The sequence below is a fragment of the Ornithinibacillus caprae genome, assembly GCF_009728145.1.
GTDB classification, from domain to species: Bacteria; Bacillota; Bacilli; order Bacillales; family Amphibacillaceae; genus Ornithinibacillus; species Ornithinibacillus caprae.
Map to the genome: position 1 here is coordinate 149,488 of NZ_WOCA01000006.1, position 13,168 is coordinate 162,655.

13 protein-coding genes and 1 riboswitch are annotated in these 13,168 nt (G+C 36.2%); of the genes, 11 read left to right on the plus strand and 2 right to left on the minus strand.

The window, feature by feature from the left end; all coding sequences use genetic code 11:
• Positions 1–184 precede the first annotated feature (184 nt).
• Positions 185–1,561, minus strand: a complete 1,377-nt coding sequence (gdhA, locus tag GMD78_RS09890; RefSeq protein WP_155668659.1) for an NADP-specific glutamate dehydrogenase — start codon at positions 1,559–1,561, stop codon at positions 185–187.
• A gap of 337 nt (positions 1,562–1,898) precedes the next feature.
• Between gdhA and GMD78_RS09895 the strand changes: the two genes are divergently transcribed.
• The 5 genes from GMD78_RS09895 to GMD78_RS09915 all read left to right on the plus strand — a co-directional run bounded on the left by GMD78_RS09895 (position 1,899) and on the right by GMD78_RS09915 (position 7,795).
• Positions 1,899–2,939, plus strand: coding sequence for a MerR family transcriptional regulator (locus tag GMD78_RS09895; protein WP_196493775.1), 1,041 nt, complete (start codon positions 1,899–1,901; stop codon positions 2,937–2,939).
• Positions 2,940–3,026: 87 nt separating this feature from the next.
• Positions 3,027–3,214, plus strand: a riboswitch (cobalamin riboswitch).
• Positions 3,215–3,332: 118 nt separating this feature from the next.
• A complete protein-coding gene (locus GMD78_RS09900; RefSeq protein WP_155668661.1) occupies positions 3,333–5,567 on the plus strand; it encodes a ribonucleoside-diphosphate reductase subunit alpha in 2,235 nt (744 codons plus the stop codon).
• A complete protein-coding gene (locus GMD78_RS09905) occupies positions 5,564–5,998 on the plus strand; it encodes a flavodoxin (RefSeq protein WP_155668662.1) in 435 nt (144 codons plus the stop codon). Before GMD78_RS09900 ends, GMD78_RS09905 begins: the two co-directional genes overlap by 4 nt.
• Complete coding sequence (locus GMD78_RS09910; protein WP_155668663.1) at positions 5,979–7,022, plus strand: ribonucleotide-diphosphate reductase subunit beta; 1,044 nt, start codon at positions 5,979–5,981, stop codon at positions 7,020–7,022. Before GMD78_RS09905 ends, GMD78_RS09910 begins: the two co-directional genes overlap by 20 nt.
• A gap of 188 nt (positions 7,023–7,210) precedes the next feature.
• On the plus strand, positions 7,211–7,795 hold the full coding sequence (locus tag GMD78_RS09915; RefSeq protein ID WP_155668664.1) for a GNAT family N-acetyltransferase: 585 nt from the start codon (positions 7,211–7,213) through the stop codon (positions 7,793–7,795).
• Between the two features lie 31 nt (positions 7,796–7,826).
• Here GMD78_RS09915 and GMD78_RS09920 read toward each other — a convergent pair whose 3' ends face one another.
• Positions 7,827–8,675 (minus strand): N-acetylmuramoyl-L-alanine amidase family protein, encoded by an 849-nt coding sequence (locus tag GMD78_RS09920; protein WP_196493776.1) that lies wholly within the window; start codon positions 8,673–8,675, stop codon positions 7,827–7,829.
• Positions 8,676–8,888: 213 nt separating this feature from the next.
• Between GMD78_RS09920 and GMD78_RS09925 the strand changes: the two genes are divergently transcribed.
• From GMD78_RS09925 to GMD78_RS09950, 6 genes are all read left to right on the plus strand, one after another.
• Positions 8,889–9,416 (plus strand): ribonuclease FAU-1 family protein, encoded by a 528-nt coding sequence (locus GMD78_RS09925; protein ID WP_343042237.1) that lies wholly within the window; start codon positions 8,889–8,891, stop codon positions 9,414–9,416.
• 28 nt (positions 9,417–9,444) lie between these two features.
• Positions 9,445–10,578 carry an ethanolamine utilization protein EutH gene (eutH, locus tag GMD78_RS09930; RefSeq protein ID WP_155668667.1) on the plus strand — a complete coding sequence of 378 codons (1,134 nt, stop codon included), beginning with the start codon at positions 9,445–9,447 and terminating at the stop codon, positions 10,576–10,578.
• Positions 10,579–10,596: 18 nt separating this feature from the next.
• On the plus strand, positions 10,597–10,776 hold the full coding sequence (locus GMD78_RS09935; RefSeq protein WP_155668668.1) for a hypothetical protein: 180 nt from the start codon (positions 10,597–10,599) through the stop codon (positions 10,774–10,776).
• A gap of 11 nt (positions 10,777–10,787) precedes the next feature.
• Positions 10,788–11,363, plus strand: coding sequence for a hypothetical protein (locus tag GMD78_RS09940; protein WP_155668669.1), 576 nt, complete (start codon positions 10,788–10,790; stop codon positions 11,361–11,363).
• A gap of 64 nt (positions 11,364–11,427) precedes the next feature.
• Entirely contained in the window at positions 11,428–12,324 is an 897-nt protein-coding gene (locus GMD78_RS09945; RefSeq protein ID WP_155668670.1) for a DUF7847 domain-containing protein, read from the plus strand.
• 179 nt (positions 12,325–12,503) lie between these two features.
• Positions 12,504–13,151: a DUF4129 domain-containing protein gene (locus GMD78_RS09950; protein WP_196493777.1), complete on the plus strand. Its 648-nt coding sequence runs from the start codon at positions 12,504–12,506 to the stop codon at positions 13,149–13,151.
• The last annotated feature ends 17 nt before the right edge of the window (positions 13,152–13,168 follow it).

The window sequence follows — 13,168 nt, forward strand, 5'->3', positions numbered from 1 at the left end:
GCCGTCACAAATAGCCACTTGAAATGGGATGGACTATTCGCTGATAACTGTAATATGTGCTAGAATCCAGCAGGGAAATGCTGAATAAATAAAAAATCCGATGAAAAACCAGCAAAAGAAGCGCTGATTATATATCCAAGCAACCAACATAAAAAGGCTTTCCACCTAAGGAAAGCCTTTTATACTAAATTACACCCTGTTCTAACATTGCATCTGCAACCTTTGTAAACCCTGCAATACTTGCTCCAGATATTAGATTGCCTGGTTTATTAAATTCATTTGCAGCCGTTAAACTATTATGATAAATGTTTTTCATGATTTCTTGTAACTTCTTATCTACTTCTTCAAAAGACCAAGACATTCGCGAGCTATTTTGCCCCATTTCTAATGCTGATACTGCTACGCCACCTGCATTAACAGCTTTGGCTGGTCCGAAAAGAATTTCATTTTCCAGAAACACAGCAATTGCATCAGCAGTAGAAGGCATGTTTGCTCCTTCAGCAACAACTTTTACTCCATTATTTACTAGTGTTTCTGCAGCTTTTACGTCCAATTCATTTTGAGTTGCACAAGGTAGTGCGATATCACATGGAATTGACCATATTCCAGAGCTTCCTTCCACAAACGATGCTTCAGGGTGGATTAAAGCGTACTCACTAATACGTCTACGTTGCACTTCTTTTAGTTGTTTTACGGTGTCTAAATTAATTCCTTTTTCATCGTAAATATAACCATTTGAATCACTACAAGCGATGACCTTCGCACCTAACTCCATTGCTTTTTCCATAGCGTAAATGGATACATTACCAGATCCTGATACGACAACCTTTTTTCCAGCCAATGTTTGCCCTTGATCATTTAGCATTTCTTTTACAAAATAAATCGCGCCGTATCCAGTTGCTTCTTTTCGTGCTAAACTTCCACCATAAAGTAGACCTTTTCCGGTTAATACGCCAGCTTCAAACCTTCCACGCATTTTTTTATATTGCCCAAATAAATAGCCTATTTCTCGTGCTCCTACACCAATGTCCCCCGCTGGTACATCAATGTCAGGACCGATATGTTTAGATAATTCCGTCATATAGCTTTGACAAAAACGCATAATTTCGCCATCCGATTTGCCTTTAGGATCGAAATCAGCGCCTCCTTTTCCACCACCGATAGGTTGACCTGTGAGGGCGTTTTTAAATATTTGTTCGAAGCCAAGAAACTTTATAATGCTTGTATTAACAGATGGGTGAAATCTCAATCCCCCTTTATAAGGCCCAATAGCACTATTAAATTGTACGCGGTATCCTCGATTTACTTGTACATCACCTTGATCATCCACCCATGGAACTCGGAAAGTTATTAGACGTTCTGGTTCCACGATTCTCTCTAAAATATTATGCTTTATATATGCTGGATTTTTCATCAACACCGGTTTGATGGATTTAAAAATAACATAAACCGCTTGATGAAATTCTTCTTCATTCGGATCTCTTCTTTTCACTTTTTCAAAAACGTGGTCAATATAATTTTGAACCTCAACGGAAGTATTTATCTCAGTTAGTAATGCCATGATGTCCTCCTAATTTATCTATATAATTAATTGTAAGTACTAGCTATTATGACTAGGTGTTAATTATATCAAAAATAAAAGTAAGATGAGAAGTAAAAAAGATTTAACGATTTTGTTACGAAGTTTATGCTGTCTGTAGTACAGCCAAAGTTTGCCATAAAAGCTTTAACAAAATCCCTATATTTATAGGATAATCGGATTATCTATTACTAGTCATTTTTTTCGTCTTTTCTACATTCTGTTTTGTTAAAATAAAGGCAGATAATTTTTCTAAATTTTTATTGACCTTTACGTAACGTGAATCTCTATAGTAGAGAAAAAGGAGATGAGGTTAGGTATGCAAATTAAAGAAGTAGCAGAAAGATTGAATACAACAGCACGAACGATTCGCTTTTATGAGGAAAAAGGATTAATTACTCCTAAAAAGGATACAGTAAATGATTATCGATATTTTTCGGAAAAGGACCTTGTTCGTTTAAGTACGATTCTTGCATTAAGGGAAGTAGGAGTTCGGGTTGATGAGATTAAGGAATTACTAGATCATCCAACGATAAGTATTCCAGAGTATCTTAACATCCAACGATCTGTACTATATGAAAAATGGATTGAAATGAGAGATATGATTGAAACTATTGATGACATGGTGAAAGAAACCACAAGTGATTCTGTGCTTCCAGAAAACTTCTATGACTTGGCTCATCATTTAAGTAACCTAAAACGGATTCGTAAGAGCTGGAAGGATCGTTGGAATTTCGATGGTCAGGCCACACATTACGATGAAAATATTAAAAGGCAAGGTCATCGTTTTAATGTCCATGAAGGATATGATACAGTTTTGGAGAAAATAAAAAATAAAATAAACCTTAATCTAGGTGATACTTGTCTAGATATAGGGATTGGTACTGGGAATTTAGGAGCAAAATTTTTGCCACTTGGAGTAAAAGTTATTGGGGTTGACCAGTCTGAAAAAATGCTTATAACATGTAAAGAAAAGCATCCAGAAATAGAAACGAGAAAAGGGCATTTTTTAGCTCTTCCAATATTGGATCATTCTGTAGAAGCGGTTGTATCAAGCTATGCCTTACATCATTTGCCTGACGATCAAAAATTAATCGCGTTAGAGGAAATGACTAGAGTTCTAAAATCAGGTGGTCAAATTTGTATTGGAGATCTAATGTTTAAAAATCAACTACACCGTGAACAAGTTCTAAGTAGTTTTCGTGAAGCCGAGAATCAGTTAGCTATAGATTGTATTGAGGACGAATTTTATGCAGATCAATCGTTGTTAGTAGAATGGTTATCTTACCATGGATTTCAAGTAGAAAAGCAACAGATTAATGATATTCTCGGATTCGTATATGCAAGATTAATAAATTAATTTTGTTAAACTATTGCATCCTCCATTTTAGTGTGGTAGTATCTAAATACAATATATTGAGAAAATTTAATAACAATCATACTATATATAGTATTAACGAGTTAAGGTGACACGCATTGTCTTAAAAGGGAATCTAGTGAAAATCTAGAACTGTCCCCGCAACTGTAAGTGTGGACGAACGAGGTAACCACTGTATCTAGCATTCGCGAGATATGGGAAGGTCTTTAGTAGAGAGAAACACGAGTCAGGAGACCTGCCATAACTTGTAGTTTCATTTCTCCGGGGCGAGAGAAGGTGGGACGATAGGATTCTATACTTATTTCTGTCGTTTTAAGCCGTTCCTCCAATTAGAGTGAACGGCTTTTGTATTTTTTAATAATAGGAGGAACTGCAATGATTACCGAAACGAAATCAGTACATGAAAACGTAATAACATTCCTGGAACACAATGCTAGTGGATTATCTTTAGACTTAGAAGCATATAAAGAAAAGGCACTTAGGCAAATTACCAATGACGTTTCTTGGGAAAATGCGATGGATATTTTAGTTAAAAATGCATTGGAGAACATAGATGAAGCAAATCCGAATTGGACGTATTTAGCTAGTCGAATATATTTACAAGAATTGTATCGAAAAGCAGCCTTCAATCGTGATTATGATTATGATGGAAGGTATGGAAGTTTGTATCATCTAATAGATATATTGACGAATAAAGGGATATATACTACTAGTTTGCTAGATAACTATTCAAAAACCGAGATAAATGATTTAGAGCAGGAAATTGTGCCAGATCGTGACTTGCTTTTTAACTATCTTGGATTATATACATTAGCAACGAGGTACCTGGCAACAGATCATGAAAAAAATACATATGAATTGCCACAGGAGCGTTGGATGATTATTGCGATGTACCTTATGCAAGATGAGCCCAAAGAACAGCGGTTAGAATTGGTGAAAGAGGCGTATTGGGCACTTAGTAACCTATATATGACAGTGGCAACGCCAACGCTAACCAATGCAGGTAAAACCCACGGTCAATTGTCCAGCTGTTTTATTGATACCGTTGATGATAGCTTGCAATCAATCTATGACAGCAATACAGATATTGCTAAGCTGTCCAAAAATGGCGGTGGGATTGGAGTCTATATGGGGAAAATTCGTGCTAGAGGAAGTTCGATAAAGGGCTTTAAAGGGATGTCCAGTGGTGTGGTTCCTTGGATTAAACAATTAAATAACACAGCAGTGAATGTGGATCAGCTAGGGACTCGAAAAGGTGCCATTGCTATTTATTTAGATGTATGGCATATGGATATTGAGTCATTTCTTGATTTAAAGCTGAATAATGGTGACGATCGCATGAGGGCTCACGATATCTTTACTGGTGTTTGTCTGCCAGATTATTTTATGGAGCAGGTTGAAAATAGAGGAGATTGGTACTTATTTGATCCTCATGAAGTACGACAGGTAATGGGATATTCATTGGAAGACTTTTACGATGAACAAAAAGGTAGTGGAACGTGGCGCTTGAAATATGAAGCGTGTGTTCAGTCTGATTTACTTACAAAAAGAAAAGTACCAGCAATTGAAATTATGAAACGTATTATGAAATCTCAGCTTGAATCTGGCACACCATTTATGTTCTATCGTGATGAAGTAAATAGAAAAAATGCTAATCCACAAAATGGCATGATTTATTGTTCGAATCTTTGTACCGAAATCACACAAAATCAGTCACCGACAGAGTTTCTGGAAGAGTACGTTGAAAATGAAAATACAATTGTAAAAAAATATAAGACGGGTGATTACGTTGTGTGTAATCTAAGCTCGATAAATTTAGGTAGAGCAATTCCTAATCAAGTTCTTGAACGATTGATTACGATTCAGGTAAGGATGCTTGATAATGTTATCGATATAAACACATTGCCAATTAAACAGACGCAATTGACGAACCAAAAATATCGTGCTATTGGACTTGGAACGTTTGGATGGCATCATCTATTGGCTCTTAAAAATATTCATTGGGAATCAAATGAAGCAGTGGAATATACGACAGAAGTCTATGAAAAAATAGCATATTTAACCATAAAGGCAAGTATGGAGCTGAGTAAAGAAAAAGGAAGTTATCCAGCATTTGAAGGAAGTAAATGGAGTACAGGCGATTACTTTCAGGAAAGAAATTACACAGATGAAAATTGGGCAAACCTTCAAAAGGATATCCAACAATACGGGATTCGTAATGGATACTTAATGGCAGTAGCTCCAAACTCAACAACAGCAATGATTGCGGGATCAACAGCAAGTATTGACCCTATATTCAAAGTATTTTATTACGAAGAGAAAAAAGATTTTAAAATTCCAACAACAGCACCAGATATTAATCATCAAACCTATGATTTCTACAGGAAATCAGCTTATATTTTGGACCAACGTTGGTCAATTAGGCAAAATGCTGCTCGACAAAGACATATAGACCAAAGCATATCCTTTAATTTCTATGTTCCTAATACTATTCGAGCTTCTGTTCTTCTAGATTTGCATTTATTAGCATGGAGGGAAGGCTTAAAAACAACGTATTATGTTCGATCTACTTCAAGTGATATTGAGGAATGTGAGTGGTGTGCAAGTTGAGAGCGGTTATAGCTTATTTGTCATATAGCGGAAACACACAAGAGGTTGCAGAAATGATTGCTTCAAATCTAGAAGAGCAAGGGTTTTTAGTGGATCGGCATCGAATGGGGATTGATCCACCTATTCATGCTAACGAATATGACTTCATATTTATTGGTACTTTCACTTGGGATAGAGGGGCTACCCCGGAAGAGGTAAAGGATTTTGTTTTGGAAGTAGGATATAAGCCAAATAATGTTGCTGTTTTTGGGACAGGTGATACGCAATTTGGCGGAGACGAATTATTTTGTAAGGCAGTAGATAAGTTAGTACATTTCTACCAAAGTAAGTGGTCAGGTTTAAAAATAGAACAATCACCAAGAGGAGCACAAGAAGCTCTAATTGAACATTGGTTGGAAGGAGTAATACATCATGGAAAAATCCTTGCTTAAACGAGCTAAAACATTAGAGCCTATGCATCCTAATAAATCAACGGGACTTTTTGGTGGGAAATCTAGTGGAATTTTAAATTGGAATGATATTGCATACCCACATTGGTATAAAATGTATAAACGGCTTGTAGGAAATTATTGGCAGGCAGACGAAGTAAATATGGCAAGCGACATTAAGCAATTTTCAACATTATCGAAGTCAGAACAAGAGGCATACTTGAAAATTATCGGTTTATTATCAACGTTAGATGCACCCCAAACAAGAACTGCATTGCTACTATCGTTGTATGCAACAGATCCATCTGTTCAATCGATTATGGCGGTCATCGCACAGCAGGAGGCAGTTCATAATGAGAGCTATTCCTATGTTCTATCATCTGTTGTGTCACTAGACGAACAAAACAATACCTTTCAATTGGGGAGGACGGACCAAGTTCTTTTGAACAGAAACGAACAGCTCATGGAACAATATAATGCGTTTGTCGAAGAGCCAACTGTAGAGAATATCTTAAAAACAATGGTTTATACGGCATTATTAGAAGGGATGTTTTTCTATTCAGGGTTCGCATTCTTTTACCATTTAGCTAGACATAATAAAATGGTAGGAACGTCAACGATGATTAGCTATATTAATAGAGATGAGCTGGAGCATGGAAGATTTATTGCCGAGTTATTTCGAGCAACCTTATCAGAAAATCCTCATTTAAATACAAGTGAATTTACCGATTGGGTGTATAAGCATTTTAAACATTCTGTAGAGCTTGAAATCGAATGGTCTTCCTATGTTCTAGCAGAAGTAGATGGAATGGATATGGAAGAAATGAAGGGATATATAAAGTATCGGGCAAATAAAATGTTACGGATGATGGGATTAAGTGAAATTTATTCGGAAAATGTAGATAATCCAATGAAGTGGATTCGAGCATATGTAGATGAGTTTGATGGCACGAAAACGGACTTCTTTGAACAGAAATCACGTCAATACGCAAAAACAAGCGATCTCAATGGATTTGATGATCTATAATTAATGCTGGGTCTTCAGTTATGTGCTGTTCCCGTAGGCACACTCCGTTCCAATCATTGACCACAGAGTGTAACGCTAGCAATGTGTATTTCCGTAGCGGTGTACGGAGGAGTATGTTATATCTCCGGTTCGTATTATATAATAGAAAAAACAATAATCATTACTTTAATACAGACGGGAGATACGTTATGGAGGTTAGGGAATATCAGTCATCCGATGAGGAAGGTTGGTTAAGGTGTCGAGTATTATCATTTTTACAAACAGCATATTACGATAATGTACTTCAAGAAAAAGAAACCTATGAGAATCCAGCAATTGAATTAGTAGCAGTAAAAGACGACCAACTAGTAGGCTTGATCGATGTAGAATACGAAAAGACGGAGCGAACATTGTGTTCTAGAGGAAACGGACTTGGCGGAATGATCTGGCATCTTGCTGTTCATCCTGATTTTAGGCGTAACGGCATTGGCAATAAGTTATTAGCTGAAGCTGAAAAACTAGCAAAACAAAAAGGGCTAAATCGATTAGAAGCTTGGACTAGAGATGACGATTGGGTTAATAGCTGGTATGAAAAAAATAACTTTAGACGTGTAGATTCTTATTTGCATGTATATATGGATGGGCAAAATGAATTGAAAAACACTATTACTAGTGAAAAACCTTCTCTGTATCCAGTTCAAGTGTTTGCTCATTATACCGGAAAAGAGACCAAAAAGATAAAAGCTAACTATAAGCGTGTCCATGAATGTATTTGTTATGAAAAGGAACTTTAAAGAAGCTACCAATCAGGCAGCTTCTTTTCCTTTACTCCAATAGAAACTTTTTAATTCCGTTTGTAATGGCTTTGGCTACACCAGACTGATACTCCTCTGTTTGAATAACTAATAAATCATTTGAATTCGTAATGAAGCCTAGCTCGATTAATACAGCAGGACTGTTGTTATATCGTAGGACTCGATAATCATCACGTAATACCCCGCGGTTCCGTAGATTAACTTCCTCAGCAAGCGACGTATGAATGGAATTCGCTAATTCAAGGTCTGAGCCATAGGAGTAATAATATGTGTTGAATCCACCGACATTTTCCATGGAAAATGAATTGTAGTGGATACTAATAAACGCATCAGGCTTATTTGTATTGCTGATTTCAATGCGCTTATCGAGCGAAACAAATTTATCATTCGTTCGAGTTAAAATAACATTTGCTCCAGTGGAGTTTAAATAATCAGCGATCTTCTTAGAAGTAGTTAAAATAATATCTTTTTCAAGTACACCATTATGACCAATTGCTCCAGGGTCTTTTCCTCCGTGACCGGGATCAACGACTATGGTATAGTCTGACAAAGCACCAGACGAGAAGAAAATGTCGTCTTGTAGAGGTTCAACGGGTTGTACGTAGTTGGAAGCTACCCATGCTTTTTCTCCGTTATAGTTGATTTGATACCATCCGGACTTTTCGGTTAGCTTTGTGAACGTGTTGCCTTTTTGTAAGGTTCCTATTATTTCTCCGGTAGTTGATGGAGAATCTCGAACATGTAACGAATTTACAATAACTTCATAAGTATCCCCGTTCTTTGCTTCTGTCGTGATTGCAAACATGTGAAGTAACAGAAAAAAACTAAACATAGCTATTAAATTTTGAAAGACTTTCATAGTAATCTCCTTGCTGTAAAAAAATTGATGCCAATACTTAAGATTGTCCATAATTTGCTATTTTAAACTTACTTCTAAAAATCGATTTTTGCAGGAAATTCTGGATAATTGGTCGAATTTGTAAAGGATAGATGTTTTAACTTAATTAAGTATAAGTAAACTTTGAAGGAATTGGGATACGAAAGCATAAGTATAAACGGGGTGCAGCATTTGTTGAAAAGGAAATATGGGGACCGTGCAAACTGGAAAAGGATTATAGATAGAGATTATTCGCAGGAATATATTCAATCGGAAAAGTTTAATGGATATATTACTCTTTTAAAAATGAATAAGGTAAAAGATAAACTTCATGTTAGCTATGGTGAAAAGGATGTTTGTATTGTCGATCATGGATATAGCTGGCTACAGCAGTTTCCTAATGGTAAACACCACTCCATAACAGTAACCTTTAATGAGAAAGAGGAAATTGTCCAATGGTATATAGATATTTGTCTTGAAAATGGGATAGAAAACGATATTCCATGGATGGATGACTTATTTCTTGATATTGTCGTTTTGCCTACGGGAGAGATTATTTTACTAGATGAGGATGAGTTAGAAGAAGCGTTATCTAAGGGTGACATCGATCACGATCTATATCAGTTAGCTTGGCAGGAAGTAGAAGAAGTCCTAACTAGCATAAAGAGTGGTAATTTTGAGTTGCTTCAATTAGCTCATGAACATAGGGAAATATTAGGTTGAAAATTACCTCTAAGAATGGGGATAGGAAATGTGGATGAATGATGTTATTGTGCTTATTGTTGTGTTTTTCCTTTGTTTAGGTGCTTTTGATAAATTAATAGGAAATAAGCTAGGACTAGGTGAACGCTTTGCAGAAGGCTTTATGGCCATGGGGCCATTGACGATTGCGATGGTTGGTATCATTTCTATGGCGCCAGTAATTGCAGATCTAATCGCTCCAGTTGTAACTCCTGTCTATCGGTTAATAGGAGCGGATCCTGCTGCATTTGCCAATACGATTCTAGCTATTGACATGGGTGGCTATGCATTGGCTCAACAGATGTCGTTAAGTGAAGAAGCAGAGATTTTTTCATGGGTTTTTTTGGGAACAATGATGGGGCCAACCATCGTATTTACCATACCAGTTGCCCTTGGAATCATAAAAAAAGAAGATCACCCCTATTTAGCTAAGGGAATTATGCTAGGTTTGATTACGGTTCCGATTGGTTGTTTAGTAGGTGGGGCAGTAGCAAACTTACATATGATCATGATTTTGAAAAATTTAGCCCCCACTATTTTGTTTTCGATCTTCATTGCAATCGGGTTATGGAAAAAGCCTGAAAAGATGATCAAGGGCTTTACCATTTTTGCTAAATTAATTGAGATAATCGCGATTATAGGGTTAGTTGCAATAATCATAGAAACGATTACTGGTTATGTGGTAATCCCTAATATGACTCCTATAAATGAAGGGATAGTCATAGTTGGAACAATTGCGGTATTTCTAGCTGGAGCTTTTCCGATGGTTACCTTTATTCAACAGGTGTTTCAAAAGCCATTGAAAAAAATCGGTTCTTGGTTAGGAATTGGAAACAGCTCCACTACCGGTCTGCTTGCATCGCTTGCACATGTTATTCCAATGCTGAGTCTTCTAAAGGAAATGGACCCAAAAGGAAAAGTGATTAATATTGCATTTGCAGTAAGTGCGGGATTTGTATTGGGAAGTCATCTTGGATTTGTTGCGGGCATAGAGAAGGAAATGACGTTTGCATTAATTGTCGGTAAGCTTGTTGGAGGGGTGAGTGCAGTTGGCTTAGCGTTACTAACAACAAAAAGCAATTCTATGGAGATGAATACTCCTGATCACGAAACAAATTCCTATATAATTCGTAATACTAAATAAGAAAAATGAGGTGAGAAAATGAACGGTTTAGAAATGATTATTATTTTAATATTAATTGTGGCTGTTTTTGCTTCTATTGCAGGATGGTTAAATACAAAACTACTATTGAAAGATTTAGCTGAAGTGAAAGAAAAATTGGGAATAGAGGAAAAGGAAGAAAATAATGGTCTATTCATTAAAAACGACTTAGATAATTAGGGAGAATCGTAATGAAAAAATTGAATAAACGAAAATTATTAATTAGTGTACTAGTCATTGTGTTTGTATTAATCGCGATAACATGGCAATTTCCATTTTCTACACTTAGTTTACATAAGCAAATTCGCTACAATCCAGACAATATAGTGATGGGGCAATATTTGGCTAACTTAGATGAATTCACTCAGTTGTATGAGGATCAACCAGCGGATGACTATATGACAGCGCAAGTTCAATCACTAATGAAACTATATGAACTACCATGGTTGAATTCTAAAGAAACGGCTCAAGTGGATCAAGATGTGTTAAGTAATACATTATTTAAAATACAAAGTAACAGAAAGATAGTCACCGAATTAATATTTAGAGAAGAATATGATCAAACCACGAAAATGTATTTACAGAGTCTTCTTGAGAATATACTTAGATTAGAAGAGGAAGTTATAAAACTAAAGCATTCGCAGACATTTACGAAAAACCAATTAAAAAGGGTGACAGGAAATGTCCATGGTTATTTGTGGAGCCATTTGGATGCAGTTAAAACCTTCTATACCTCTTACAAAAGTGAGTATGAATACTCAAACTAATTCATGCTCAGCATATCTTAGTTAATGATACAATATAGGAAATACATAAGGGGAGGACGTACGTTTGAACGACCAATTTAGTAAACCAAAAGGATTTGGTGAAATACTAGATCACACATTTCGCCTATGTAAAAATCATTTTTCAAAACTTTTTCTTATCTTTCTGATTGTAGTAGGACCGCTCTATTTACTGGAGGCACTTTCCTTATTTGCTTCAGGCACTAGTTTTTTTAGACAAATAGGTAGCGGAAGTACATGGTTTGAGCAAATTATGTCCGGCTATGATGAAGCACTGTACAACACGTCTTTAGGTGCAGATCTATTAATTAGTATGGCAATGCTTGTCCTAGTTCCGGTAGCATATGCTGCAACTCTATTTGCAATTCAGATGATAAAAAACAATGAGGAATTTACCGTAAGTACTGTAATTAAGCAAGCTTTTTCTAGATTTTGGCCAATTTTGGGGAGTAGCTTACTTTTTGGATTAATCGCGTTTATTTTATTGTTTGCTTTGTTCGTGTTTATATTCATTCCTAGTATAATTGGAGGAGTTATTGATTTAGGACTAGGGATTATCATGGCAATTATTCTATTTTTAGGTTTAGGTCTTTTAATTGCATGGCTACTAACTAGATGGAGTTTCTATCTATCTGTCACTGTACTAGAACATGATGCACCAGGATTACCACGAAGCTTTAGGTTAACCCGTAAAAATTCATGGCGAATATTAGGACTTTATATTGTATTAGGCTTGATTACAATCGTTATCGGGGTAGCCATTGAAGGGATATTCACCTTTATATTAGGTAATAGTGTATTGTTTACAATTATTGTGAATTTGGTTTCGCTATTCACATCCATGATTTTTGCTGTTGCATATGCGGTCATGTATTTTGATCTAAAGACAAGGCAAGATGGGGACGACCTCCAAGAAATGATTGATGATTACAACAATCAATAAAGTGAAACTTCATTCAGTGGGGGTTTTCTTCATCCCCCGCTGAATGTTAGTTGAACCAATCGGACATTTACGGGCAGTTGATCCCCCACTTATCCTTCTTCACTTCAAAGTCTTGAAGTGAGGGTTTTACTGACCGTTATGTGGGATAAAATTTCTAGTTTGTAAGTAAGGTGATGAGGATGGAAAACATCGATAAAGCTAAAAGTGAAATAGAAGAGATTCTAAATAACAGGGAATATCAAGTATATTATGAGGATCAAAGAAGCATCTTCGACATATGGTGGGATAAATTGTCTGCCTGGTTTGGAGATCTATTATCGAAGCTGTTCGCTGACTTAAATCCATCTTCTGGATTCGCGGATACACTACTTATTCTCTTAATTGGAGTGGTCATATTATTAATTGCTGTGGCTATCTTTTTATCTATTCGATTGATTAGAAGAAAGAGAGTTTTCCAGGAACATCAACCATTGCTGTCTAAATCGGAAATGGAATGGTCTGTAAACCGTCACCTAAAGGAAGCGGAAAAACATGAGGAAATGGGAGATTATTCCACAGCTACACGACATATATTCTTAGCTTTGTTGCTTTACTTCCATGAAAAAGAATGGTTAATAGCGCAGGTTTGGAAAACAAACTGGGAGTATTTTGATGAATTACAAAAATCAAACACTAATCGAGCTTCTGCATTTTATCGGCTGGCTCATTTGTTTGATGAAGTTGTTTATGGTGAGCGGAACCTAGAAGAAAAAGAGTATATAGCATATCGCCAGGATGCACTTAAATGGATTCATAGGGAAGACAATGGAATGGTAGAAGAAGGTTAGAAGGGGGTTCAGAAGCA